The organism is Mesorhizobium sp. L103C119B0 (genome assembly GCF_000502235.1).
Lineage (GTDB): Bacteria > Pseudomonadota > Alphaproteobacteria > Rhizobiales > Rhizobiaceae > Mesorhizobium.
Genome location: NZ_AYXE01000013.1, coordinates 12,722 through 36,634 on the forward strand (window position 1 = coordinate 12,722; position 23,913 = coordinate 36,634).

General features: G+C 62.5%; 25 protein-coding genes and 1 pseudogene. 16 read left to right on the forward strand and 10 right to left on the reverse strand.

Translation table 11 applies throughout. The features are described from left to right. Positions 1–124: 124 nt before the first annotated feature. Positions 125–472: a hypothetical protein gene (locus X728_RS146175; RefSeq protein WP_023832219.1), complete on the reverse strand. Its 348-nt coding sequence runs from the start codon at positions 470–472 to the stop codon at positions 125–127. Positions 473–891: 419 nt separating this feature from the next. Next, positions 892–1,269 carry a hypothetical protein gene (locus X728_RS1000000171075; protein ID WP_245266175.1) on the reverse strand — a complete coding sequence of 126 codons (378 nt, stop codon included), beginning with the start codon at positions 1,267–1,269 and terminating at the stop codon, positions 892–894. 182 nt (positions 1,270–1,451) lie between these two features. Between X728_RS1000000171075 and X728_RS146170 the strand changes: the two genes are divergently transcribed. After that, positions 1,452–2,330 carry an ATP-binding protein gene (locus tag X728_RS146170; RefSeq protein WP_023832220.1) on the forward strand — a complete coding sequence of 293 codons (879 nt, stop codon included), beginning with the start codon at positions 1,452–1,454 and terminating at the stop codon, positions 2,328–2,330. Continuing rightward, on the forward strand, positions 2,300–3,409 hold the full coding sequence (locus tag X728_RS146165) for a hypothetical protein (RefSeq protein ID WP_155923998.1): 1,110 nt from the start codon (positions 2,300–2,302) through the stop codon (positions 3,407–3,409). The genes X728_RS146170 and X728_RS146165 overlap by 31 nt, the downstream gene beginning before the upstream one ends. Before the next feature lie 189 nt (positions 3,410–3,598). Here X728_RS146165 and lepA read toward each other — a convergent pair whose 3' ends face one another. Together lepA and X728_RS146155 are read right to left on the reverse strand one after the other, a co-directional pair. Further along, a complete protein-coding gene (lepA, locus tag X728_RS146160) occupies positions 3,599–5,404 on the reverse strand; it encodes a translation elongation factor 4 (protein ID WP_023687530.1) in 1,806 nt (601 codons plus the stop codon). 139 nt (positions 5,405–5,543) lie between these two features. Then, complete coding sequence (locus X728_RS146155; RefSeq protein WP_023681256.1) at positions 5,544–5,915, reverse strand: endonuclease domain-containing protein; 372 nt, start codon at positions 5,913–5,915, stop codon at positions 5,544–5,546. A 224-nt stretch (positions 5,916–6,139) separates the two neighbouring features. Here X728_RS146155 and X728_RS146150 point away from each other — a divergent pair, with 224 nt between their 5' ends. The 3 genes from X728_RS146150 to msrA all read left to right on the forward strand — a co-directional run bounded on the left by X728_RS146150 (position 6,140) and on the right by msrA (position 8,012). Continuing rightward, positions 6,140–6,811, forward strand: coding sequence for a DUF1223 domain-containing protein (locus tag X728_RS146150; protein WP_155924011.1), 672 nt, complete (start codon positions 6,140–6,142; stop codon positions 6,809–6,811). 79 nt (positions 6,812–6,890) lie between these two features. Then, complete coding sequence (locus tag X728_RS146145) at positions 6,891–7,175, forward strand: hypothetical protein (RefSeq protein ID WP_023832223.1); 285 nt, start codon at positions 6,891–6,893, stop codon at positions 7,173–7,175. A gap of 111 nt (positions 7,176–7,286) precedes the next feature. Next, positions 7,287–8,012, forward strand: coding sequence for a peptide-methionine (S)-S-oxide reductase MsrA (gene msrA / locus X728_RS146140; RefSeq protein ID WP_023703867.1), 726 nt, complete (start codon positions 7,287–7,289; stop codon positions 8,010–8,012). A gap of 166 nt (positions 8,013–8,178) precedes the next feature. On the opposite strand, the gene X728_RS146135 is transcribed toward msrA, so the two are convergent. Together X728_RS146135 and X728_RS146130 are read right to left on the reverse strand one after the other, a co-directional pair. Beyond that, a complete protein-coding gene (locus X728_RS146135) occupies positions 8,179–9,183 on the reverse strand; it encodes a cytochrome d ubiquinol oxidase subunit II (protein ID WP_023687526.1) in 1,005 nt (334 codons plus the stop codon). A gap of 108 nt (positions 9,184–9,291) precedes the next feature. Beyond that, positions 9,292–10,653: a cytochrome ubiquinol oxidase subunit I gene (locus X728_RS146130; protein WP_023687525.1), complete on the reverse strand. Its 1,362-nt coding sequence runs from the start codon at positions 10,651–10,653 to the stop codon at positions 9,292–9,294. A gap of 270 nt (positions 10,654–10,923) precedes the next feature. Between X728_RS146130 and X728_RS146125 the strand changes: the two genes are divergently transcribed. Further along, complete coding sequence (locus X728_RS146125) at positions 10,924–11,850, forward strand: ABC transporter ATP-binding protein (protein WP_023687524.1); 927 nt, start codon at positions 10,924–10,926, stop codon at positions 11,848–11,850. Then, positions 11,847–12,670: pseudogene (locus tag X728_RS0135585) on the forward strand (ABC transporter permease). The gene X728_RS146125 and the pseudogene X728_RS0135585 overlap by 4 nt, the downstream one beginning before the upstream one ends. 94 nt (positions 12,671–12,764) lie before the next feature. On the opposite strand, the gene X728_RS146120 reads toward X728_RS0135585, so the two are convergent. Next, positions 12,765–13,796: a phosphatidylglycerol lysyltransferase domain-containing protein gene (locus tag X728_RS146120; protein WP_023673268.1), complete on the reverse strand. Its 1,032-nt coding sequence runs from the start codon at positions 13,794–13,796 to the stop codon at positions 12,765–12,767. A gap of 133 nt (positions 13,797–13,929) precedes the next feature. On the opposite strand from X728_RS146120, the gene X728_RS146115 reads away from it, so the two are divergent. From X728_RS146115 to X728_RS146100, 3 genes are all read left to right on the forward strand, one after another. Then, positions 13,930–15,132, forward strand: coding sequence for an NAD(P)/FAD-dependent oxidoreductase (locus tag X728_RS146115; RefSeq protein ID WP_155923999.1), 1,203 nt, complete (start codon positions 13,930–13,932; stop codon positions 15,130–15,132). Between the two features lie 395 nt (positions 15,133–15,527). Then, positions 15,528–16,013: a MarR family transcriptional regulator gene (locus tag X728_RS146105; protein WP_023687520.1), complete on the forward strand. Its 486-nt coding sequence runs from the start codon at positions 15,528–15,530 to the stop codon at positions 16,011–16,013. Beyond that, positions 16,010–16,618 carry a GNAT family N-acetyltransferase gene (locus X728_RS146100; RefSeq protein ID WP_023832226.1) on the forward strand — a complete coding sequence of 203 codons (609 nt, stop codon included), beginning with the start codon at positions 16,010–16,012 and terminating at the stop codon, positions 16,616–16,618. The genes X728_RS146105 and X728_RS146100 overlap by 4 nt, the downstream gene beginning before the upstream one ends. A gap of 79 nt (positions 16,619–16,697) precedes the next feature. Here the strand turns inward: X728_RS146100 and X728_RS146095 are convergent, their stop codons facing one another. Then, positions 16,698–16,922, reverse strand: a complete 225-nt coding sequence (locus X728_RS146095; RefSeq protein ID WP_023687518.1) for a hypothetical protein — start codon at positions 16,920–16,922, stop codon at positions 16,698–16,700. A gap of 240 nt (positions 16,923–17,162) precedes the next feature. Between X728_RS146095 and X728_RS146090 the strand changes: the two genes are divergently transcribed. Both X728_RS146090 and X728_RS146085 read left to right on the forward strand, forming a co-directional pair. After that, positions 17,163–17,504, forward strand: a complete 342-nt coding sequence (locus tag X728_RS146090) for a hypothetical protein (RefSeq protein ID WP_023681268.1) — start codon at positions 17,163–17,165, stop codon at positions 17,502–17,504. Between the two features lie 4 nt (positions 17,505–17,508). After that, entirely contained in the window at positions 17,509–18,219 is a 711-nt protein-coding gene (locus X728_RS146085; protein ID WP_023687516.1) for a phosphatase PAP2 family protein, read from the forward strand. A 16-nt stretch (positions 18,220–18,235) separates the two neighbouring features. On the opposite strand, the gene X728_RS1000000170425 is transcribed toward X728_RS146085, so the two are convergent. Next, positions 18,236–18,427 (reverse strand): hypothetical protein, encoded by a 192-nt coding sequence (locus X728_RS1000000170425; protein ID WP_155924000.1) that lies wholly within the window; start codon positions 18,425–18,427, stop codon positions 18,236–18,238. 79 nt (positions 18,428–18,506) lie between these two features. Between X728_RS1000000170425 and X728_RS146080 the strand changes: the two genes are divergently transcribed. Both X728_RS146080 and X728_RS146075 read left to right on the forward strand, forming a co-directional pair. After that, positions 18,507–18,776, forward strand: coding sequence for a helix-turn-helix transcriptional regulator (locus tag X728_RS146080; RefSeq protein WP_023673276.1), 270 nt, complete (start codon positions 18,507–18,509; stop codon positions 18,774–18,776). Between the two features lie 79 nt (positions 18,777–18,855). Next, on the forward strand, positions 18,856–20,577 hold the full coding sequence (locus X728_RS146075; RefSeq protein WP_023832227.1) for a SulP family inorganic anion transporter: 1,722 nt from the start codon (positions 18,856–18,858) through the stop codon (positions 20,575–20,577). A gap of 18 nt (positions 20,578–20,595) precedes the next feature. Here the strand turns inward: X728_RS146075 and X728_RS146070 are convergent, their stop codons facing one another. Continuing rightward, complete coding sequence (locus tag X728_RS146070; protein WP_023832228.1) at positions 20,596–21,453, reverse strand: SMP-30/gluconolactonase/LRE family protein; 858 nt, start codon at positions 21,451–21,453, stop codon at positions 20,596–20,598. A gap of 116 nt (positions 21,454–21,569) precedes the next feature. Between X728_RS146070 and X728_RS146065 the strand changes: the two genes are divergently transcribed. Continuing rightward, entirely contained in the window at positions 21,570–22,370 is an 801-nt protein-coding gene (locus X728_RS146065) for a helix-turn-helix transcriptional regulator (protein WP_023832229.1), read from the forward strand. A gap of 116 nt (positions 22,371–22,486) precedes the next feature. Further along, complete coding sequence (locus X728_RS146060) at positions 22,487–23,863, forward strand: adenylate/guanylate cyclase domain-containing protein (protein WP_023739822.1); 1,377 nt, start codon at positions 22,487–22,489, stop codon at positions 23,861–23,863. Positions 23,864–23,913 lie beyond the last annotated feature (50 nt).

The following is a 23,913-nucleotide window of genomic DNA, read 5'->3' on the forward strand; positions in this document are numbered from 1 at the left end:
CCCCACGAGGGGGGAGATTGGCGGTTCAGGCGCTACGCCCTTCCTTCGACGTTGGANCCCCCCTCTGTCCTGCCGGACATCTCCCCCACGAGGGGGGAGATCAGCAGCTTCGGCGCCCCGCCCCTCACTCAACCAGATCGATCGTCTCGGTCGTCTTCTCCACGCAGATGAAGCAGCAATTGTCGCAAGGCTGGTCATTATCCGGCCCGACCCCGGCGGAGACCGCATCATTGCCGTTCACCCAGGCGCCGTAGCAGATGTTTTCGCCTGACATGCACGAGATCGGCACCGATTTCTGCGAGCTAGGCTCGATCAGGAACACCTGGTCGCCGCCCGGCCACGACATCTTGCGGTCACGGCTGAACAGCTCCACCGCGACCGCCTGCTTGCGCAGGTTCTTGACGAAGAACGCCATATCGGCGGCATGCGCCGGGGTGGCGATGAAGAGGGCGGCAAGGGCGAGGCGGAGCATGACGGGCGGTCCCGAATCGGAGATGCGAGGGTCGCACGCCGCGAGGGCCGGGCCTAGAGCCACGGCTAGGCAAGTCCCCCTCACCCGGATTGCCAGCCGAATTGCGAAAGGCAATTCGGGGCAATCCGACCTCTCCCCGAGGGGAGAGGAGCTCGCTCGGCGCTGGTGCTCGCCTCTTCTCCCCAGCGGGGAGAAGGTGCCGCGAAGCGGCCGGATGAGGGGGCGGCCTCGTGATACCCTACGCCCCCTACTGCCCCACTTCACATGCGGCGCCAGCGGCCGGATCGCGTCAATCACCCGGCGACTTCAGCAACGTCCAGATCCAGCCGGCAAACGCCAGCACCAGGAACGGATAGCCGGCGGCGGGCAGCGGCGCCGAGGTCGGCAGCAAGGGCGCCCCCACAGCACCATGGCCACCGTCACGACAAACAGGATGGCGCGCCAGTGAGCCGCATCCACAGCGCAAAAGTGCTCGACGCGCCGATCAGGACGAGCGCCGCCGCCCACAGCGAGATGCCGCCGACACAGGAAGGAACGCTGGCCTCCAGCCCCGCCGCATTGCCGGCCAAAAGCAGGCTCTTGCCTGCGAGAAAGGTGAGAAACCCGGCCGCAACGCAGTCATTGCCCAGCCGCTGGTATTTCATGGTCAGCAGCGCGGTGGCCACCACAAGCGCTGCGCCTTCGATCGCCCAAAGCGTTTCGCGCAGCGGCGCGCTGGAGACGAAAGTGCCGGGCAGGCCGAAGGCGCCGCCGATGGCGAGACCGATCGCAGCGATGGTGTCTGAGGTGGAGCGCATGTGGTGTCTTTCCAAGTTGCCCCGAGCATACTGTAGGGTGGAACTTTCTAAAGAGTGATCGGCTATGCGGAGCTCGCGAAGCCGAGAGTTGTTGAGGCGGCCGCAATTCTGCAGAAATGAATGGTACTTCACGCCATACTAATTACAGTTGCTGCACGCCCGTACTGATTTGGGAAAAGGCCATGTCCGAAACAATCGAGGTCAAAGCACAGCAAGATTTCTGGAAACGCTTGGTTTCAGGTACACCGGTCAGAGCTGTGGCAGAAATCGTCTCAAATGCGTTTGATGCGGACTCAAATTTAATAACCATTGTCGTCAAACGAAACGCGCTCGGTGCAATCAGTCGTTTGCTGTTCACGGATGACGGATCTGGAATACCCTACGCTAACAACGAACATCTGTTTTCTCAACTCGGAAATTCTTGGAAGCTTAAGGCTACTCGTTCCCATCAGAAGCAACGACTGTTACAGGGTAGGAATGGGGAAGGCCGGTTCCGGGCACTATCTCTGGGTGAAATAGTAACATGGCAGACCACATACAAAGATGGAGATGAATACAAATCGTATAACATCACCGCCAGCCATGAGACCCTAGGACTGTTTCAGGTCAGTGACGTCGCAATATCAAGGCAGAAGTCGACCGGAACAATCGTGTCCATCGACAATATTTTCCAGCGCGCAGAATGGTTTTTTACCAAAGAGCGCTCAAACGAGTTGGCGAGAGTATTTGCCCCGTATCTCAATAAATATCGTGCCGTATCAGTCGTATACGATGACCAGCAGATCGACGTCACGAAGATTGTTAGCGCGTCGAGCGAGGCCCGGCTGGGGCCTTATACGCTCTCAAGTGGTAAGAAAGTTCAGGCCGATCTCGAAATTATTGAATGGAATATGGCCCTCGGAGAGCATTGTATCTGTGTGACGAGACGGGCTTTACACTATCGGAGCGCGCGCCTGAAGTCCGAGCGCCAGGATTCGATTTCGGAGCATATCTTAAGAGCTCTCACTTCGGCGAGCTCCAGAACGGCTCATTGGCCGACATGGATATGGAAGAGGGCCTAGTAAAACTTGTTAAAGAGGCCCGCGAACACCTCTCGACTCATTTCAGAAAGAGAGAAAGAGAAAAGGCGTCGTCCTTAATCGAGAAGTGGAAGAACGAGGAGGTCTACCCGTTTGGAGACAACGAGGTTTCGCCAGTGACTAAGCAGGCGAAGCGCATATTCAATATGTGCGCGGTGACAATCAACGATCATGCCAAAGGATTCGATGAGCAGAGCCGTATGACGAAAGCCCTGTCTTTTCGGCTGCTTCGAGAGGCAATAGAGGAACGTCCCCAGGAAATATCCCGACTCCTTTCAGAGGTACTCAATCTTTCTAAAGGAAAGCAAAAGCAATTCTCGATGCTTCTTGATAGAACGAAGTTGTCGGATATTCTGGATGCTGTCTCTTTCGTGGAGCATCGGATCAGCACAGCCATTGGACTAAGGTCTCTGGTTTGCTCCGATGAGACCAGGGCAACGATGAAAGAGCGCCAGCATATTCATCAGATCATTGAACGAAACTCCTGGTTGTTTGGAGAGCAATTTACGCTTGGGCAAACGGAGTCATCGTTAACGAATGCACTTCGAGAACATCTAAGGCAACTTAAAATAGATACGCGAGTTCTGGAGCCGGTTCTGGTTTCAGGCGGAAAGAACGCGCGTATCGATTTATTGCTTTGCCAGTCAAATAAACGAAGTGGTCGCGACGATGACCATCATCTTATTGTCGAATTGAAGCGGGCGAGCAAATCGCTGAGCTACGCGGACTTTGGCCAATTGCTGAAGTATGCAAGCGCGATAATGAAAGACACGCGGTATCACAAGACCAATGTCGAATGGTCATTTTGGCTGGTGGGTACCGATGTTGCCGACGACCTAGACCCGCTCGTCAACTCGAATGACCGAGCACCAGGGTGCGCGCACATTTTTAAAGAGGGGAATGGCAAGGTGTGGGTTAAGACGTGGGGCCAGTTGTTGCACGATTGCATAAGCCGGCACCAGTTTGTCCGAGACAAGCTAAATATTGCAATTACAGACGATGAGGCAGTTCATTATCTGGATGAGATATATCCAAATTTCGTTCCCCAGGCCGCAGAATGAGAAGCCGACGCTGGTTGATCGTGGCACGAAGAACTTGAGCTTCAGTGGAACCAGAGGCGTGATTTAGGAGCTAGTCACCGCACTGCCGCAACCCCCGGGGTGGGACCCGCTGCCTGCGGCAGCTCCCACCCGGACTTGCGCTCGCATCGACCCACCGGGTAGATGCGTCCGGCCAAAAGGCCGGACCGCTTAGTCCCCCATCTTCAGCGCCTGGATAAACGCCTCCTGCGGGATATCCACCTTGCCGAACTGGCGCATCCGCTTCTTGCCCTCTTTCTGCTTATCGAGCAGCTTGCGCTTGCGGCTTACGTCGCCGCCGTAGCATTTCGCGGTCACATCCTTGCGCAGCGCCGAGATGGTCTCGCGGGCGATGACCTTGCCGCCGATCGCGGCCTGGATCGGGATCTTGAAGAGGTGGTTCGGGATCAGCTCCTTCAGCTTCTCGCACATCTGGCGGCCGCGCTTTTCCGCCGCCGTGCGGTGGACCAGCATCGACAGCGCGTCGACCGGTTCCTCATTGACCAGGATCGACATCTTCACCAGGTCGCCCTCCTTGTAGTCGGTCAGGTGATAGTCGAAGGAGGCGTAGCCCTTGGAGATCGACTTCAGGCGATCGTAAAAGTCGAAGACGACTTCGTTGAGCGGCAGATCGTAGATCAGCATGGCGCGCTTGCCGACATAGGACAGGTCGGCCTGGATGCCGCGCCGGTCCTGGCAGAGTTTTAGAATGCCGCCGAGATAGTCGTCGGGGGTCAGGATGGTGGCGCGGATCCACGGCTCCTCGATGGCCGAGATTTTCACCACGTCGGGCATGTCGGCCGGGTTGTGCAGCTCCTTCATTGAGCCGTCGGTAAGCAGCAGCCGGTAGACGACTGATGGTGCCGTGGCGATCAGGTCGAGGTTGAACTCGCGCTCCAGCCGCTCCTGGATGATTTCCAGGTGCAGCAGGCCAAGGAAGCCGCAGCGGTAGCCGAAGCCGAGCGCCGCACTGGTTTCCATTTCATAGGAGAAGGACGCGTCGTTGAGGCGCAATTTGCCGACGGCGGCGCGCAGATCCTCGAAATCGGCGGCGTCGACCGGGAACAGGCCGCAGAACACCACCGGCTGCGCCGGCTTGAAGCCGGGCAGCGCATGCGCTGTCTGGCGCTTGTCTTCGGTGATGGTGTCGCCGACGCGGGTGTCGGCCACTTCCTTGATCGAGCCGGTGAAGAAGCCGAACTCGCCGGGGCCGAGCTCGTCGACATTGATGCGGGCCGGCGTGAACACGCCGGTGCGCTCGACCAGATGCTTTGCGCCGGTGCCCATCATGCGGATGGTCGCACCCTTTTTCAGCACGCCGTCGATGATGCGCACCAGCACGATGACGCCGAGATAGGCGTCGTACCAGCTGTCGACCAGCATGGCTTTCAGCGGTGCCGAGGCATCGCCCTCGCGCGGCGGCGGCAATTGGTGGACGATGGCCTCCAGCACATCCGGAATGCCCAGGCCGGTCTTGGCCGAGATCAGCACGGCGTTGGAGGCGTCGATGCCGATGACTTCCTCGACCTGCTCGCGGATGCGTTCGGGCTCGGCGGCCGGCAGGTCGACCTTGTTCAGCACCACGACGATCTCGTGATTGTTGTCGATCGCCTGGTAGACATTGGCCAGCGTCTGCGCCTCGACGCCCTGGGAAGCATCGACGACCAGCAGCGAGCCTTCGCAGGCGGCGAGCGAGCGCGACACTTCATAGGCGAAGTCGACATGGCCGGGCGTGTCGATCAGGTTGAGGATATAGTCCTCGCCATTGTTGGCGCGGTATTTCAGCCGCACCGTCTGCGCCTTGATGGTGATGCCGCGCTCGCGCTCGATGTCCATCGAGTCCAGCACCTGCTCCTTCATGTCGCGCAGCTCCAGCCCGCCGGTGGACTGGATCAGCCGGTCGGCAAGCGTGGATTTGCCATGGTCGATATGGGCGACGATGGAGAAATTGCGGATGTGGTCGAGAGGCGTGCTCATGGCGCGCGCTTTAGCAGGGGCGGGTTGCAGGGGCAAGCGGGGTGGCGGTGCCCTTGCCTTCTCCCCTTGTGGGAGAAGGTGGATCGGCGCGCAGCGCCGAGACGGATGAGGGGTGTTCCAGCTTGACGCCGGCGTTCTTTCACCGCCATGGCTGCAAACTGACATCCCTTACATAAGCGATTATCGTGGTGCAGACGCTGTCCATGTCTTTCAGGACATCGTCGTTCCAAAAGCGCAACACACGAAAGCCTCTCGCCTCCAGTTCCGTTCTACGGGCCTGGTCTGACTCTGAGTCCGCATGCTGACTCCCATCGATCTCGATGATGAGGAGTGATTCAAGACAAGCGAAATCGGCGACGTATTTTCCAACAGGAACTTGGCGCCGAAATTTGATCCGATCGAGCCTGCGGTCACGTAGTTCGTGCCACAGTTTGTCTTCCGCCTCCGTCATTTCACGTCGGAGCGAACGGGCAAAGTTTCGTTTGGCAGGAGCGACGGGCTGATGTGGCATGACGTTAGATTAACCAACGTCTCACTCCGCTGGAACACCCCTCATCCGTCTCGGCGCTTCGCGCCGATCCACCTTCTCCCACATGGGGAGAAGGCAACGACGCGTCCGCCCCCAATCACGAAGCGGTGAACCATGTAACGAAGCCTCGGGCAGCGACGAAGTGTGGGATGAACCCGCCGCAACGGAGACCCCCGATGACTGGACTTAACCCAAAACGCGCCGGCATGCTGGCTGCCGTAGGCGCCGCGCTGATGATGCTTGGCGGCGCCGCCTTCGCCCAGCCGCTCACCGTGGTCGAATTGTTCACCAGCCAGGGCTGTTCGTCTTGCCCGCCGGCCAATGCCAACCTGATCAAGGTCAAGGACCAGCCGGGCGTTCTGGCGCTGTCGTTCAACGTCACCTACTGGGACTATCTCGGCTGGAAAGACATTTTCGGCCGCGAGGAATTTACCCAGCGCCAGGTGCGCTATGAGCCGTCGCTCGGCCGCTCCGGCCCGTTCACGCCGCAGGTCGTGGTCAATGGCGGTGCCGATGCGGTGGGCGCGGCATCGGGCGAGATCGAGCAGCTGATTTCCGCGAGCGGCCGCACGAACGGGCCGACGCTGTCGCTCGACGGCGGCAAGATCAGCATCGGCGCCGGTTCCGCGCCGGCCGGCCGCGCCGATGTCTGGCTGGTCCGCTACAACAAGGGCGTCATCGAGGTGCCGGTGGCGCGCGGCGAGAATACCGGGCGCACGCTGCCGCATGCCAATGTCGTGCACTCGCTGGAGAAACTCGGCAGCTGGAGCGGCGACGCCACCACACTGCCGCTGCCGGCGGCAAGCGGCGGGCTGAGCACCGCGGTGCTGGTGCAGTCGCCGGGTGGTGGGCCGATGCTGGCTGCAGCCGCCGACTGATTCTTTTTCTACGCAACGCCGCTAGCGCGGCATAACCGGGCTCGCATCCGCGCGCCCTCTTCAAGGAGGAAATACCATCATGACCAAGACCCTGACCGCGCTCGCTTTTGCGCTTTCGATGACCGCCTTCGCCTCCGGCGCCCGCGGGGACGAAGCGACTAACGCCATGAAGCCGGCGATGGCAACTGATGCGATGAAGCCCGCGACCGATGCCATGGCGCCGGCGACCGATGCCATCAAGCCAGCCGACCCAATGGCGACGAATGCGATGAAACCCGCCGCCGACGCCATGAAGCCGGCCGATGCCATGAAACCCGCAACGGATGCGATGAAGCCGGCGGACGCCATGGCGCGCGCGCAATAAGGCTGGGTCCCATGGCCCGGCCGCACAGTGGCCGGGCCGGCGCACGGCAATTTGAGAAACCAGGCGGGACGTTCTGTCGTATAGTCTTCGCCACCATCGAGGAGATCAGACATGACCGGCATTGCAAGGACGAGAACGCCGATCTTCAAGAGCGCGCTTGCCGCGCTCATCGTCGCCGCCGCGGCGGCTGCCTTCTGGCAGAGCCCGGCGCGTTCGGCCGAGGACGCGGTGGTGATCCCGCCGCCGGCAGTGGACGAGAAGGCCGCCAGCGGCAGCGAGAAGGCTATCTTCGCCGGCGGCTGCTTCTGGGGCGTGCAGGGCGTGTTCCAGCACGTCAAGGGCGTGACCAAGGCCGTCTCCGGCTACACCGGCGGCGCCAAGGATGACGCCGTCTACGAAACGGTCGGCAGCGGCCGCACCGGCCACGCCGAATCGGTCGAGATCACCTACGATCCGTCCAAGGTGACCTACGGCCAGCTGCTGCAGGTCTATTTCTCGGTCGCCCACAACCCGACGCAGCTGAACTATCAAGGGCCGGACTCGGGCACCCAGTACCGCTCGACCATCTTTGCCGAGAATGGCGAGCAGCAGAAGATCGCCCAGAGCTACATCGCCCAGCTCGACCAGGCCAAGGTGTTTTCAAAACCCATCGTCACCACGCTGGAGACGGGCAAAACCTTCTATCCGGCCGAGGAATATCACCAGGACTTTCTGACGCTGAACCCGACCTACCCCTACATCGTCTACAACGACCTGCCCAAGGTGGCGAATTTGAAGGCGCTGTTCCCGGGGTTGTATAGCGAGAAGCCGGTGCTCGTGCTGGCGGGGAAGAGCTGAGCACCTAATCTCCCCCCTCGAGGGGGAGATGTCGCCGGAGGCGACAGAGGGGGTCGGTCCGACCGGACGCGACCTCCTGCGGCAGAAGAAGGTTAGCGCTCCACGCGCGGCGACCCCCTCTGGCCTGCCGGCCATCTCCCCCTCAAGGGGGGAGATCAGCTCCCCTTCAATCATACGTCAGATCCGTCGCCTTGCCCCCAAACACCCGATACGCATAGAACGAATAGAAGATGATCACCGGCAGCACGACCACCGTGCCGGCGAGGATGATGGCCAGGCTTTCCGTCGCCGACGCCGCCTGCCAGATGGTCAGCCTCTCGGGCACCACGAAGGGGTAGAACGACCAGGCAAGCCCGGCAAAGCCGAGCGCGAAGATGGCGGCGAGCGTCAGGAACGGCCGCAGCGCATGGCGGTCGTCGGGCTTGGGCAGGTGGAAGGTCTGCCGCCACAGCCACAGGAACAGCAGCGCCGACAGGATCGGCAGCGGCGACAGAAAGAGCATTTCGGGCCAGACGAACCATTTGGCGAAGATGCGCGGGCTGGCGAATGGGGTCGCCAGCGACACCGCCGCCATGCCGAGCGCGGTCAGCACCAGGGCTGTCCGCAGCCAGGCCACCGCCTTCCTCTGCAATTCGCCCTCGGTCTTGTAGATGACCCAGGCAGCGCCCATCGCTGCATAGGCCGCCGACAGGCAGAGCGCCACCAGCGCCCCGAAAGCGATGCCGCCAAAGCCGACATCGAGGCCAAGCACATAGACGCCGAGCATATAGCCTTGCGCCAGCGAGGCGATGACGGAACCGAGGAAGAAAATGCGGTTCCAGCGATGCTTCTTGCCGGCGGGCACCTTGGCGCGGAAATCGAAGGCGACGCCGCGCAGGATGAGGCCGACCAAAAGCACGAAGACCGGAATGTAGAGCGCGGTGAGGATGACGCCATGCGCCAGCGGGAAGGCGACCAGGAGCAGGCCGACGGCCAGCACCAGCCAGGTCTCGTTGGCATCCCAGAACGGGCCTATTGCCGCGATCATGGTGTCCTGCTCGGCATCTTCGGCGACCGAGAACAGGATGCCGATGCCGAGATCGAAACCGTCGAGAATGACGTAGATCAGGATGGCGAGGCCCATCAGGCCGGCGAAGATCAGGGGCAGCGCGGTTGGCCAGTCGAAGCTCATCGGTCTGTCATCCCTCTCATCAACGGTTCTGCCCTTCGCTATGGCTCCGGGCGTTCGTCATTCGGAAAGCCAAATCGTTGGCTTTTCGTCCTCTACGCGGACCATTCCTCACTCCGCTGCGGCCGGTTGCGACATCGCCGTCTTCATGACGCCCGGCAGCGGCGAGGTATCGCCGTCCTTGGCGGCCTTCAGCGCCAGGTGCACCAGCACGCCAAGATAGGCGATCAGCAGCAGCACATAGAGGATGAGATAGATGGCGAGCGTCAGCGCGACATGGCTGCCGGCGACCGGGCCGATAGCGTCGGCGGTTTTCAGCACGCCGGTGACCAGCCAGGGCTGGCGGCCGATTTCGGTGGTGTACCAGCCGGCCAGCGTCGCCAGCCAGCCCGACAGCGCCATCGGCACCATCAGCATGGCCAGCGGCCTCGGCAGGCTGTGGCGGCGCTTGAGGAAGAAGGTCGCCGACCACGAGACGATGAGCATCAAAATGCCGGTGCCGACCATGATGCGGAAGCCCCAGAACACCGGGAAGACCGGCGGATGCAGGCCGGGATAGTCGTTGAGCCCCGGCACGATGCCGCTGGTGGAGTGACGCAGCACCAGGCTGGCGCCGTCGGGAATGGCGATCTCGAATTTGTTTTCCTTCGCCGCCTCGTCGGGCAGCGCAAACAGCACCAGCGGCACGTTGGGGCCGGTGTTCCAGTTGGCCTCCATGGCCGCGATCTTCTGCGGCTGGTGCTCCAGCGTATTCAGCCCGTGCTGGTCGCCGGCGAAGATCTGGATCGGGATCAGGATGGCGGCGGTGAAGACGCCGGTGCGCAGCGCCTTCCACATCGATTCCGACCGGTCGCCGGTGAGGTAGCGCAGCGCCGACAGGCCGGCGATCAGGAACGACACCGTCAGGCCGGAGGCAAGCAGCATATGCGTCAGACGGTAGGGCATGGACGGGTTGAAGACGATCGCCCACCAGTCGACGGGATGCGCCTTGCCATCGATCATCTCGAAGCCGGCCGGCGTCTGCATCCAGGAGTTCAGCGCAATGATCCAGAAGGCCGACAGCGTGGTGCCGCCGGCGACCAATACCGTCGCCAGCGTGTGGACGCGGTTGGAGACGCGGCGGAACCCGAACAGCATGATGCCCAGGAAGGCCGCTTCGAGGAAGAAGGCGGTGAGGATCTCGTAGGCAAGCAGCGGCCCGGCGATGTTGCCGACCTTTTCCATATAGCCCGGCCAGTTGGTGCCGAACTGGAAGCTCATGGTGACGCCGGAGACCACGCCCATGGCGAAGGACAGTGCGAACACTTTCACCCAGGTGAAATAGGCGCGCATCCAGGCGGAATCATTGGTGGTGTTGTAGCGGAGCTTGAAGAACAGCAGCACCCAGCCAAGCGCAATCGTGATGGTCGGAAACAGGATGTGGAACGAGATATTCGCCCCGAACTGCATTCGCGACAGGATGAGCGGGTCCATGCGGGCTCCGGCTGCTGTTTGTTGGCGCAGAATAGGCGGCGGATGCGGTCCGGTCAAAGCGGCTTGGCGTCACGCGGGGCGCGTTGTCGCAGCAGATGGGATCAATCCGTCAGTGCCCCGATACCCCCATGACGAAACGGCAAGAGGGGAACGTTTGTCCACAATTGTCAGCAGCGGCATTGACTTCCCGCCGTGCGCACCGACATTCAGCGCAATAATAATCCCCGCCTCTTTCAAACAGTCGTTTTCGGCCTCATGTCTTCCACTAATTTGCCTTCCATCATTTCGATTTCCGGGGTCACCAAGACCTACGCCACCGGCTTCAAGGCGCTGAAGGAAATCAACCTCGACATCGAACGCGGCGAGATTTTCGCGCTGCTGGGGCCGAACGGCGCCGGCAAGACGACGCTCATCTCGATCGTCTGCGGCATCGTCAACCGTTCGTCGGGAACGGTGACCGTCGACGGCCATGATATCAACCGAGACTACCGCGCGGCGCGCAGCCTGATCGGGCTGGTGCCGCAGGAGCTGACCATCGATGCGTTCGAGAGCGTCTGGGCAACCGTCACCTACAGCCGCGGCCTGTTTGGCAAGGCGCCCAATCCGGGCTTCGTCGAAAAGGTGCTGCGCGACCTGTCGTTGTGGGACAAGAAGGACGCCAAGGCGATCACGCTGTCGGGCGGCATGAAGCGGCGGCTGATGATTGCAAAGGCGCTGTCGCATGAGCCGCGCATCCTGTTCCTCGACGAACCGACGGCCGGCGTCGACGTCGAACTGCGCCAGGACATGTGGGCGATGGTGCGACGGTTGCGCGACGATGGCGTCACCATCATCCTCACCACGCACTATATCGAAGAGGCCGAGGCGATGGCCGACCGTGTCGGCGTCATCAACCGCGGCGAGATCATCCTGGTCGAGGGCAAGGCCGAACTGATGCGCAAGCTCGGCCGCAAGCGCCTGATCGTGGAATTGCGCAACCCGCTCCCCGCCATTCCCGATGCATTCTCGCACTACGCGTTGGAGCTGTCGGGCGATGGCACACAGCTGACCTACACCTATGACAATCAGAGCGAACGCCCCGGCGTCGCATCGCTGCTGCGCGAACTCGAGACGGCCGGCATCCAGTTCCGCGACATGGATACGCAAAACAGCTCGCTCGAGGAGATCTTCGTCAATCTGTTGAGGCAAGAGCCATGAATTGGCGAGCAGTATGGGCGATCTACCGGGTCGAGATGGCGCGTGCGTTCCGCACCGTGCTGCAGAGCATCGTCTCGCCGGTGATCTCGACATCGCTTTATTTCGTCGTCTTCGGCTCGGCCATCGGCTCNTCGTCTCGCCGGTGATCTCGACATCGCTTTATTTCGTCGTCTTCGGCTCGGCCATCGGCTCGCGCATCACCGAGATCGACGGCATCAGCTACGGCGCCTTCATCGTGCCCGGCCTGATCATGCTGTCGCTGTTGACGCAGTCGATCTCCAACGCTTCCTTTGCCATCTATTTCCCGAAATTCGTCGGCTCCATCTACGAGCTCTTGTCGGCGCCGGTGTCGTATCTGGAGATCGTCATCGCCTATGTCGGCGGCGCCGCGACCAAGTCGATCATCCTCGGCTTGATCATCCTGGCGACGGCCTCGCTGTTCGTGCCGCTCACCATCCAGCATCCGTTCTGGATGCTGGCCTTCCTTGTCTTGACGGCGGTGACCTTCAGCCTGTTCGGCTTCATCATCGGCATATGGGCGAAAAGCTTCGAGCAATTGCAGCTGGTGCCGCTGTTGATCATCACGCCGCTGACCTTCCTCGGCGGCAGCTTCTATTCGATCAACATGCTGCCCGAGACCTGGCGCACGGTGACGCTGTTCAACCCGGTCGTCTACCTGATCAGCGGTTTCCGCTGGAGCTTTTACGGCAAGTCCGATGTCTCGGTCGCCGTCAGCCTCGGCATGACGGTCGTGTTCCTCGCCATCTGCATCACCATCGTCGCCTGGATCTTCCGCACCGGCTACCGGCTGCGCAACTGACCCTGCCACTCTAAATCAGGCGATCGCCCATGCGCCGGTCAAATCAACAGTTTTCCTGGGGGCAAATTGGCCACGTTGGCCGCCACGCTTCTTGCTAGATCGCCTTGATGAGGCGCAGCAACCCCAGCATCTCGATCAGCCTGCCCTCGCGGAAGGCGATGTAGGTCGGTTCTTCGACGCCATGGAAGCGGCGCTTGAACGCCGCCTGGCCCTTGAGGTTGAACTTGCTGCGGTTGACCCAGGGCGACTCATAGGCCCGCTCGAAGGCGTTGCGCCAGAAGCTCGATTCGGCAAAGCTGTTGGCTCCGACATCGAGCATCGGCGACAGGCCGAGCGTGACGACCGAAATGCCCTCATTGCGAAACCGGTCGACGGCGAATTTGGTCAGCCCGATTTCGGCATGCGGCGAGGCATCGATGTGCTTGCGCTTGAACGAGGTGGTATAGCCGATCACCTTGCCATCCCGGAACATCGGATCGAAATCGAGCAGAGCGACGAGCTCGCCTTCCGGGCTGTAGAGCACGAAACGGCGCATATCGATGCCGAGATGATCGGCAAAGGGGCGGTTGAGGAACGCCATCTCCCAGCGCTTGACGATGCGGTCGGCCCGCCAGTTCTGTGACAGGCGCTGGACCTCGTCGAGATAGACCGCTCCTTCGCCAAAGGAAAACCCCTTCTTCAAGAGCCAGCGTTCGGAATAGCGCACGGTTTCGTTGCGCTTGCCGGAAAAATCGTGAGCCGGCAGCTCCAGCCGCGTGTCGACGCCGAGGCGGTTGACCTGGTAGCCGAGCCCTGCCAGAACGCGCGCCGTCGGTTCGCCGATCTGCACGAACCACGGGCTGTCGGCGGCTTCGACAAAGCGCCTGATATAGTCGGGCCGATCGGCCGGATGGGCGACCGGGTCACCGAGCGCGAAATGGTGCTTCATCTTGGTGCCGAAGGCGATGTAGCCGTCGGCGTCGCCGAAATAGGACAGTTTTTGCTGCACGGCGGTCGAATAGGCCAGCGAGAAGTCGCCGTGCCGGCGGACAAGCGCCAGCCGCTCGACATGCGAAAAATCCTGGCGCGGCACCTTGGCTGCGGCGCCCTCCAGCAGTCTGTCGAGAAAGATGCGCAAGGAGGGCATGGTCGAGCTTCCGCGTGCCGATGATAAACAGAGGCTTGCCCCCAAAGCCTCGAATCAGTCGCATTGACGCGACCTCATTATCGATCATATCGCCCCTGTGCCATATGGGACGTGCCATATAGGACGGGTCCCCATGGCGCACCTGAAAGGAAATCTCGACCGAATGGCGGCTACGACAAGCGAAACGATGCCTATCGTCCTGGGGCCGAAAGGACCCGACTATACGGTTATCGTCATCGGCGCCGGAGCGGCGGGGCTGGCGGCCGCCGACGCGCTTGGCCGGCGCGGCGTGCGGGTCGTCGTGCTTGAAAAGGAGCCGCGGATCGCCGAACCGTGGCGACGGCGGCACGAGAAGCTGACCTTAAACACGCATCGCGCGCTGTCGACCCTGCCCGGCCTTGCCTATCCGCCCCGCACCGCCGCCTTTCCGAACAAGGATGCCATCGTCGGTTATCTCGAGGATTTTGCCCGCGCGCGCGGCATAAGGGTCGAATTCGGCACCGCCGTCGAGCGGATCGAACGCAGAGGCGATGGCTGGCTCGTCCATACGGGCCGGGAAACGCTGAGCGCCCGCAATGTCATCGTCGCCACCGGCCGCGACCGCTTGCCATGGACGCCGGACTGGCAAGGCAAGGCGACTTTCACCGGCAAACTTGTCCACGCCGCCGATTTCGGCACAGCACAGGACTATGTGGGCAAAAGCGTGCTGGTGGTCGGAGCCGGAAATTCCGGCTTCGACGTGCTCAACCACCTCGTCCGCGCCGACACCAAGGCCATCTGCTTGTCAGCCAGGCAGGGTCCGTCGCTGATGCCGAAACGGATCGGCAAGGTCGCCGTGGCGCGCTTCGGCGGTTTCATGGCGATGCTGCCGACGTGGATTGCCGATGCCGCGATTGCCGCGACGCAGCGGCTGGTGTTCGGCGACCTCGCCCGCTTCGGCCTGCCGCCGGCGCCGAAGGGCGGCGCCAGCCGGCTCGGCGTCGAGCAGATCGCTATTGCCGTCGACAACGGCGCCGTCGCCGCGCTGAAGGCCGGACGGATTTCGGTGGTGGCGCCGGTGGCGGCTTTCGCAGGCGCCGGCGTGCGGCTGAACGACGGCACGGTGCTCGAGCCGGATGTGGTGATCGCGGCAACCGGCTATCGCACCGGCCTGGAGGCCATGCTGGGCGATCTCGGCGTGCTCGACGCCAAGGGCGTGCCGAAGGCCAATGGCGGCACCCCGAGCGGCCAGCCCGGCCTGTGGTTCATCGGCATGCGGCCAAGCCTGACCAGCTATTTTCACAGCGCCGGCCTGCAGGCCGAAGCGATTGCCGGTCAGATCTCCAAGGGGTTGTAGACGAGCGCCTCTGGACGGAGAACCACCGCACTTCGGGCTGCTGCTGTGGCGCGGACTGGTGGTTCAACGCATCTGCAAGACGGGATCGAATATCCTGGCGATTGGGCGAAACGCCATCCCGTCGTCATCCACGGGCGAAGCAAGGAGCGTAGCGACGCGGCGCAGACCCGAGGATCCATGCCGTGACTTCTGAGCTACGCTGCGTTGCAGGTTCTGCTCCGCTGCTTCCACGGCCAAGGCATGATCCCTGGGTCTCCGCGACGGAGCTTCGCTCCTGCTTCGCCCAAAGGACGACGAAGTTGAGATGCTTGCGACCAACTTCCAAAGCAGGCGCTTGAACTCGTTCATTGCATCATTATATAACATGTTATACTTATCCAGCATGCGGATCACCCATGGAAGACATCATTCGATCCCTTGGCTACCTCACCCTCGGCAGCAGGCTGAAGCGTATCGGCGAGCAGTTGCAGGCCGATACGCAGCGCATGCTCGATGGGCTGGAGGTGCCGGTGCAGTCCAGCCAGTATCCTCTGCTGGCCGCGCTCGACCGGCTCGGGCCGCTGCCTGTCGGCGAGCTGGCGCAGTCACTGGGGATCACCCAGCCGGGGGTGACGCGCAGCGTGGCGCTGCTGGCCGAGTTGGGGCTGGTCGAGGCCGCGCCATCGAACGACGACCAGCGCCGCAGGATGATCTCGCTGACCGCGAACGGCCAGCGCCTGGTCGATAAGGCGAAGCGAGACGTTTGGCCGCGCATCGAGAACGCCGTTGCCGACTTGTGCAAAGGCCTTGCAGGGCCGCTTCTCGAACAACTCTCGGCAATGGAGGACGGCCTGGCGGCGGCCCCGCTCGACCGTCGTGTGAAACAGGATGTCGCGCCATGAGCCATGTCCTCGATCGTCCGGTCTGGAGCGCGCTCGACACGCGGCATCGGATCTTTGCGTATGGCGACAGGCTCGCCAGGCGCTATCCCTCCTCGATCGTCCCCTTCGCGGCTTCCGGGGCAGACGACGCTGAGAGCCTGCAGGCGCTCGCAAGCGACCGTGACCGCCTTCGGCGTTCAGATGGTTGCCGAGGCGCCATTGCCTTCCGTGTCGGAGAGCGTGTACAGCAGCTGACGCAGGACGACGCGGCCGAGATGCTTGCTTTGGCGTCACTGACCAAGCCCGGCCCGTTCACGCTCAAGGCGCTGAGCCTCGGCGAGTTCTGGGGCGTGAAGATCGACGGCCGGCTGGCGGCAATGGCCGGCGAGCGCATGAAGCAGCCCGGCTACAGCGAACTCAGCGGCGTCTGCTCGCATCCCGAATTTCGCGGCAGCGGCCTCGGCCGGCTGCTGTCGGTGTTCGTGGCCAACCGAATTTTTGCGCGCGGCGAAGTTCCCTACCTGCATTCCTATGCCAGCAATGCCAACGCGGTTGGGTTGTACGAAGCCATCGGCTTCAGGCTGCGGGCAGAGATGAATGTGGCCGTCGTGCAGCGCGCCGGCTAGAGGCCTTTGTTTTTTACGCAATTTCGGACGGAAACCGCTTCACACTTTTCTGGAATTGCTCCAGGCCGCCTTGCAGGCCTCAGGCTGATTTCGGCTCCAACCGGCGAAAACCCACGGTTTCCATAAGCATATCTTCCTCGACCATGCCGGCATTGTGCAGCGCAAGCAGGTTCAGCGCGATCTCCCGCGCATCCGCGGAATCGGGATGCACGTCGCGCCTGCGGCAGGCTTCGTCGAACACGCGTTGCAGCCTGGCGATGTCGTCGGGTTTCAGCAGGCCACGGTCATAGACGGACTTTGGCATGGCACTCTCCTCCAGAAGAGGTAGGGCGCCATGTTTAAATGTCCATTCTTTTCCGGGGCTTGGGTGGGCAGCTGCCTGGGTTTGCGTTAATCCGGCCCGAGCGTTGCAATCAGACCGCGATCGTGCTGCCATTCATTCAGCCACCTCTCGTCATCGTCGGGCCTGTTCCGCCGCAGTCTGCTTGACGTGCCGCCACGCTTGCGAAACAAGAGCTGCCACAAAGGACAGCGAGGCACAAAAGTGAGTTTCTGGGGACTGGCGCAGCTCGTCATTTCGACGGTGATCTTCCTGCTGGCGGCCATCGCGGCCAAGCAATGGGGGCTGGCGCCAAGCCTTGGCAAGATCGTGCTGACACTGGCGCTCTATACGGCGGGCAATCTGATGATGCTGCGGCTGGTTCGTGAGTTCGGCATGTCGGTCTCGTTCAGCCTGTCGGCGGTGATCCAACTGGTGGCGGTCAATGTGGTGGCGCTGGTGTTCTTCGGCGAACGCGTCAATGCCTTGCAGGCGACCGGCATCGTGCTGGCCATCGCGGCGGTGGTGCTGATCTCGCTCGGGCCTTACCTGCAGGGGCGACTGTAATCCGATGAAGACCCCGCGTGCGTTCACCAACTGGCTTGAATTTCCGGTGCTGCTGGCCGGGCTGGTGATAGCCGCCGGGCTGTGGGGCTTCGAGGAACTGATGGAGGTGGCGCGGGCCACCACGCCGCACGCTTTCGATACTGAGATCCTGCTCGCTTTCCGAAAAGTGGGTCAGCCGGATGTTCCCGTCGGCCCGGCATGGCTGGAAGGCGCGATGCGCGACATCACCAGCCTCGGCAGCTCCAGCGTGCTGGTGCTGATCGTAACGGCGGTGATCGTCTACCTCCTGCTGATCCGCAGGCCGAGGACGGCGCTGCTGATCTTTGTCGCGGTGGCCGGCGGGCAGCTGCTGTCGACCTTGCTCAAGGCCGGCATCGACCGGCCGCGCCCCGATCTTGTCTCGCACCTGGCCAACGAGACGTCGCTGTCGTTTCCCAGCGGCCACGCCATGCTGTCGGCGGTGACCTATCTCACGCTGGGCTCGCTGGCAGCGCGCTTCCTGCCGGGACGAACGACGAAAATCTATGTCCTCAGCCTGGCGGTGCTGGTAACGCTGCTGGTCGGCGTCAGCCGCGTCTATCTCGGCGTCCACTGGCCTTCCGACGTGCTGGCGGGATGGTGCGCCGGCTTCACCTGGGCGACGCTGTGCTGGCTGGCGGCGCGAATGCTGCAGCGGAACAAGGCGGTGGCCGATGGCAACGAGCCCGAAGACTGACGATCCGGAGCGACATTCAAATCAGCCGGTTGATCAGCCCGTGTCCGCAGCCTGCCAGCAGAAAAACCGCCGACAGCAAGGCTGCCGACGTCGTCAAGGTCCTGAAAATCTTCAACGGATATTTCCCCGCCAGTAAGAGCCAAGGCGGTAACGTAGCATGCTCATCCCGTATCCCGCCATCCGGCTTTGTGGAGAGATCATGCTTCATGTATGCTTTATGATGGTTGAAACATCACTATGATTGTATTACACGTCGTCTCTGCAGACTCAGACGGGGGTTCCGACCGATGATCACTGCCGCGCAGATGCGCGCCGCGAGGGCGCTGGCCGGCATCGATCAGAAGACGCTCGCCGAGCGTGCCGGCGTTTCGCTTCCGACAATCCAGCGCATGGAAGCGAGTGACGGCGTGGTCAGGGGCGTGGTCGATACGCTGATGAAGGTTATCCAGGCTCTCGACGAGGCCGGGGTGGAGCTCATCGGCGAGAACCAGACCAGCGAGCGCGGCGGCCGGGGCGTGCGCCTCAAGCCGGTCGCGCCGCCGAACCCGCAAGGCTGAGCCGGCATATAGTCGCGACGGCGACCGCCGACAGTCCTGCCGACGATCCCGCCGCCTTCACGCAAGCGGAAGGCAGTCCATGGATCAGATCCGGCGGGCAGTGCATCAACCGGCCCAGAAGTCGGCAAAGCCGACATTTTCAGAGCTGTTCACGCCCAAGCTGGTGACGGTCTGGCGCGAAGGTTACCGCCTGCCGCAGTTCAAGGCCGACCTCATGGCCGGGCTGACCGTCGCTATTGTCGCGTTGCCGCTGTCGATGGCGATTGCGATTGCTTCGGGCGTGACGCCGGAGCGCGGCCTGTTCACCGCCATTGTCGGCGGCTTCATCGTCTCGGCGCTCGGCGGCAGCCGCTTCCAGATCGGCGGCCCGGCCGGCGCCTTCATCGTGCTGGTGGCGGCGACGGTGCAGCGCGAAGGCGTCGACGGACTGCTGCTGGCGACGATGATGGCCGGCATCTTCCTGCTCGCCATCGGCTATCTCCGGCTCGGAACCTATATCAAATTCATCCCTTACCCGGTGACGGTCGGCTTCACCGCCGGCATCTCGATCATCATCTTCTCCGGCCAGATCGTGGAACTGTTCGGGCTGAGGCTTGCCGGGCCGGAGCCCGGGCCGCTGCTGCCGAAGCTGATGGCGATCGGCCACGCGGCCGGCACGCTCAATATCTCGGCAACGCTGGTGGCGGCGCTGACCATCGCCACCATCGTCGGGGTGAAGCGCTGGCGGCCCGGCTGGCCGGGCATGCTGATCGCCGTCGGACTGGCCTCCCTTGTCGTGGCGCTGCTTTCGCTGCCGGCGGAAACGATCGGCACCCGCTATGGCGGCATTCCGCGCAGCCTGCAATTTCCGGCGCTGCCGGCGCTCAGCCTCGACAAGGCGCTTGCGGTGCTGCCGGATGCGGTGGCCTTCGCGCTGCTCGGCGCCATCGAATCGCTGCTGTCGGCCGTGGTCGCCGACGGCATGACCGGGCGGCGGCACCGTTCCAATTGCGAGCTTGTCGCGCAAGGCTTTGCCAACATCGCGTCTGCCCTGTTCGGTGGCATCTGCACCACCGGCACCATCGCCCGCACCGCCACCAATGTGCGGGCCGGCGCGCATGGGCCGGTTTCCGGCATGCTGCATTCGCTTTTTCTGCTGGTCTTCATGCTGGTGGCCGCACCAATGGCGAGCTACATCCCGCTTGCCGCCCTTGCCGGGGTGCTGGCGGTTGTCTGCTGGAACATGTTCGAGAAGCAGGCCTTCGCCACGTTGCTGCGCGCTTCGCGCGGCGACGCCCTGGTGCTGATGGCAACCTTCCTGATCGTCGTCTTCCGCGATCTCACCGAAGGCATCGTCGTCGGCTTCGCGCTAGGCTCGATCCTGTTCATCGACCGCATGGCCAAGTCGATCGCCGTGGAGGCGGATTTGCCGCTGGTGCAGGACGATGTCGCCGACAGCAGCGGCCGCGCCTACGATGCAAGCGAGGCAAGCGACGCCGACACCGTCGTCTATCGCATCTCCGGCGCCTTCTTCTTCGGCGCCGCCTCGACTGTCGGCACGGTGCTCGACCGCATCGCCGACCAGCGCAAGAACTTCATCCTCGATTGCTCGGCGGTGCCGTTCTTCGATTCCACCGCGGCCAATGTCATCGAGGGCGCGGCGCACAAGGCGAAGCGCGCAGGGGTGCGTTTCATCATCGCCGGTGCCTCGCCGCAGACACGGCGCATGCTGATCAACCACGGCGTCAAGCGGCCGCTGGTGACCTTTGCCGCCTCGATCAAGGATTCGCGGGCGCAACTCAAAGCCGCGCCCGCTGGCTGAGCCGGCAAGTGTGCGCCGTCAGTCCAGGCTCAGCACCGCGATCTCGCCCTCGTTCATCAGCGGCACGAAAATCCGCGTGCCGTCTGTGCCGATATCGGCGCTGCCCGGCTTGAACTGCTCTACGGCCTCCGGCGCCTCGCCGACTTTGTACCGATAGAGCGTGCCGGTCATGAAGGCGGTGGCGTAGATGCTGTCGCCGATGGCGACGACGCCGTCGAGGTCGGCAAAGTTTTGTGCGCCAGGCAGCGGCGTCACGGCTTTCGTCGCGAGATCGACCGACAGCAGGCCCCCGGGCGCGGCAGTGCTGAAGTCCGGCTTGATGCCCTTGCCCCAGGACGCCACGATCAGCCGATCGCGATCGGCAAAGATGCCGTTGGGTGCGGCGAGCTTCGCATCCTTCACGAACAGTTCCGGCTTGTCGCCGTCAATGCGGTAGATCGCATCGGCCAGCATGTCGGTGACATAAACCTTGCCCGAACTGTCCGATGTCACGTCATTGAGGAAAACGGCGCCGGGCACATCGATCGTCGAGATGAGCTTGCCGCTGGCGAGATCGACGATGCGCACCTTGGTGATGTCGGCGACGTAGAGCTTGCCGCCAGAGATCGCCGAGCCCTTCGGTGCATCCATGCCGGCGGTCCAGTGCCGGCTAACGACCTTGCCGTCCAGCGACAGCACCGAGAGATAGCCGTTGCCGTCGGCCTCCCCGGGATTGCCGACGATGTTGGAGACGATGATGCGATTGTTGGCGGCATCGAACAGCGCCGATTCGGGTTGCTCGAAGCCCGAGGCGCGCCAGAGTTCGGCGGCCTCGGCCGCAGGTGCGAGCGCGATACCGAAGGCGGCGACGCAAATCGAGGTGATGAGGGTTTTCACGGCTAGGTCTCCTGTGGTGGATGGCGGAGAGCTAGAGATGTCGATACTTTTCCGGAAGGGCGATTGCCGCTAGTATCGAAACGCGATACCAAATCGCGAGAAAAGAGGTGCATTCCATGAACGGCCTGATCTTCGAGGCGCTGAAGCGGACGCTGAAGGCCAAAGGCGTCACCTATCGTGAGCTTGCCGGGCGGATGGGCGTTTCCGAGCCGACGGTGAAGCGCATCTTCCACGAGCGCAACTGCAAGCTCGACCGTCTCGTCGGGATCTGCGCTGCCGCCGGCGTCGAGCTGGAAAACGTGCTGGGGTCGATGAACCGGGGGCCGGGACCGGTCAACCGCATCGCGCCAGAGGTCGAGCGCAAGCTTGCCGGACGGCCGGCGTTGCTGTTCATCTTCGTCATGCTATCGGAGAAATTCACGCCCGAGGGCGTCATGCGCTCGCAGGGCTTGAGCGAAGCCTCGATGTTCCTCTATCTGCGCGATCTCGAAGGGCTCGGCCTCATTGCGCTGGGCAGCGGGCTGTCGGCACGGCTGCTGGTCGACACACCGATCCAGTGGAATTTCGAAGGGCCGCTCAGGCCGCTGTTCGAGATGACAAACAAGAATTTCATCGGCTGGGCGATCACCCATCTGGAGCGGGAAGCGACCTTCGTCTCTTTCTCCAGGCGGATGCGGCCGGAGACGGCGGAGATGGTGAAGCGCGAGGCGGAGGAACTGGCCGAGCGCGCCAAACTGCTCGCCCATCACGACCAGCACACGACGCCGGAAGACGGGCTGACCGGCTACAAATGGACGTTTGCTTTTGGCGCAACCCCGTTTCCGGCGATCATGCCGATCGGCCCGCACCCCAGGGATGCCGGTGCGTCCGACCGGCCCACCGCTCCGGCAAAGGGACGCCGTCCGTTGCCGGCTTGACGCGCCAGCCGCGTTTCAAAAACGAAACCATGATAGAGTTCGCGCGCTGATTTGCCTGACTGTACGGGGCGGGTTTGCCGAATGCGTGACCGTCCCCGCAAAATCGAAGTGATCCTATGCCGACCGCGCCAACACTTGAACTTCGCCGCTATTCGCGCCTGAAAAATTTGCGGGAGCGCGCAGAACGCCAGGGTGCTGCATTGCAGTTCTGGGCGCGCACGGCATCGCTCGCCGTGATCTCCTGCTTCTTTTCCTTGATCAGCCGCTGGGATGCCTCGCTGCTCTTCGTGCTGGCGGGCCTAGCGCTGTTCCAGCTGGTCGGCCTGATCCAGTTTCGCTTTGCGCGCCGTCGCAACGCGCCATGGTGGATCGGTTACCTCGTCGGTACGCTGGACATCATTCTGTTGACCGTTCTGCTGGTAACGCCCAACCCGTTTTCCCGCGAGGTCGCGCCGGCTGCGATGCAACTGCGCGAGGGCAGCTTCAAATTCCTGCTGATTTTCGTATGCCTTGGCGCGCTGACCCTTTCGACGCGATTGGCGCTCTATCTCGGCGCGCTCGCGGCCTTGACGTGGACGATCGGGGTGGGATGGGTGGTTTTTCATGCGGGAACCGTCATTCCGGCAACGAACCTCTATTCGCTGCCGATGACAGAGCGACTGAATCTCTATCTCAACCCCAATTTCGTCGATACGTTCGCGCAGGCGACCAATGTGTTGGTTGTCCTGATTATCGGCGCGATCATGGCGCTGGTCGTCTCCCGTTCCCGGCATCTGTCGGAAGACTATGTCAAGGCGGAGCGCGCCCGCGCCAATCTCGCCCGGCATTTTTCGCCCAATGTCGTCGACCAGCTCGCCTCGGATGACGAGCCCTTCGGTCCGGTCCGCCGGCAGGATATCGCGGTGCTGTTCGCCGACATCGTCGGCTTCACACACTATTCCGAGGATCATCCGGCCGAAGCAGTGTTCGAACTACTGCGTCAGTTCCACCGTCGCATGGAGCAGGTCGTTTTCGACCACCATGGCACCGTCGACAACTATATCGGCGATTGCATCATGGCGACCTTCGGGGTTCCGCAAGCCAGCCATGACGACGCAACCCGGGCCATCCGGTGCGCTGAAGCGATGATCGCCGCTATCGAAGACTGGAATGTCCAGCGTGTGTCCAGGGGATATCCGCCGCTGGACGTTCGGATCGGTGCACAATATGGCGCCGTCGTCCTCGGCGCGGTCGGCAGCGAGCGCAACCTGTCCTTCGCGGTGGTGGGCGACACCGTCAACGTCGCCAGCCGTTTGCAGGCGCTCTGCCGGGAACTTCAGGCGAATATTTGCTTTGGGTCACGACTGATTGAGGCCGCGAAGGCGGAATCGCCAACGACACGGTTGAATGCGCGCGATCATGGACCGGTTAGCATCCGCGGCCGGGACGAACCGGTCCATGTCTGGGTCGAACACAGGGCCGAAAACCAGGGCGCTATTGCGGTTTCGGCGTGATGCAGGCCGCCATGTGAGACGCCTGAACCTCATGACTCAGGCCGAAGCCA

Bases quoted from the DNA above. Each gene is read 5' to 3' on its own strand.
- X728_RS146175 (WP_023832219.1), bottom strand. From the start codon at position 472: ATGCTCCGCCTCGCCCTTGCCGCCCTCTTCATCGCCACCCCGGCGCAT.
- X728_RS1000000171075 (WP_245266175.1), bottom strand. From the start codon at position 1,269: ATGCGCTCCACCTCAGACACCATCGCTGCGATCGGTCTCGCCATCGGC.
- X728_RS146170 (WP_023832220.1), top strand. From the start codon at position 1,452: ATGTCCGAAACAATCGAGGTCAAAGCACAGCAAGATTTCTGGAAACGC.
- lepA (WP_023687530.1), bottom strand. From the start codon at position 5,404: ATGAGCACGCCTCTCGACCACATCCGCAATTTCTCCATCGTCGCCCAT.
- X728_RS146155 (WP_023681256.1), bottom strand. From the start codon at position 5,915: ATGCCACATCAGCCCGTCGCTCCTGCCAAACGAAACTTTGCCCGTTCG.
- X728_RS146150 (WP_155924011.1), top strand. From the start codon at position 6,140: ATGCTGGCTGCCGTAGGCGCCGCGCTGATGATGCTTGGCGGCGCCGCC.
- X728_RS146145 (WP_023832223.1), top strand. From the start codon at position 6,891: ATGACCAAGACCCTGACCGCGCTCGCTTTTGCGCTTTCGATGACCGCC.
- msrA (WP_023703867.1), top strand. From the start codon at position 7,287: ATGACCGGCATTGCAAGGACGAGAACGCCGATCTTCAAGAGCGCGCTT.
- X728_RS146135 (WP_023687526.1), bottom strand. From the start codon at position 9,183: ATGAGCTTCGACTGGCCAACCGCGCTGCCCCTGATCTTCGCCGGCCTG.
- X728_RS146130 (WP_023687525.1), bottom strand. From the start codon at position 10,653: ATGGACCCGCTCATCCTGTCGCGAATGCAGTTCGGGGCGAATATCTCG.
- X728_RS146120 (WP_023673268.1), bottom strand. From the start codon at position 13,796: ATGCCCTCCTTGCGCATCTTTCTCGACAGACTGCTGGAGGGCGCCGCA.
- X728_RS146115 (WP_155923999.1), top strand. From the start codon at position 13,930: ATGGCGCACCTGAAAGGAAATCTCGACCGAATGGCGGCTACGACAAGC.
- X728_RS146105 (WP_023687520.1), top strand. From the start codon at position 15,528: ATGGAAGACATCATTCGATCCCTTGGCTACCTCACCCTCGGCAGCAGG.
- X728_RS146100 (WP_023832226.1), top strand. From the start codon at position 16,010: ATGAGCCATGTCCTCGATCGTCCGGTCTGGAGCGCGCTCGACACGCGG.
- X728_RS146095 (WP_023687518.1), bottom strand. From the start codon at position 16,922: ATGCCAAAGTCCGTCTATGACCGTGGCCTGCTGAAACCCGACGACATC.
- X728_RS146085 (WP_023687516.1), top strand. From the start codon at position 17,509: ATGAAGACCCCGCGTGCGTTCACCAACTGGCTTGAATTTCCGGTGCTG.
- X728_RS1000000170425 (WP_155924000.1), bottom strand. From the start codon at position 18,427: ATGAAGCATGATCTCTCCACAAAGCCGGATGGCGGGATACGGGATGAG.
- X728_RS146080 (WP_023673276.1), top strand. From the start codon at position 18,507: ATGATCACTGCCGCGCAGATGCGCGCCGCGAGGGCGCTGGCCGGCATC.
- X728_RS146075 (WP_023832227.1), top strand. From the start codon at position 18,856: ATGGATCAGATCCGGCGGGCAGTGCATCAACCGGCCCAGAAGTCGGCA.
- X728_RS146065 (WP_023832229.1), top strand. From the start codon at position 21,570: ATGAACGGCCTGATCTTCGAGGCGCTGAAGCGGACGCTGAAGGCCAAA.
- X728_RS146060 (WP_023739822.1), top strand. From the start codon at position 22,487: ATGCCGACCGCGCCAACACTTGAACTTCGCCGCTATTCGCGCCTGAAA.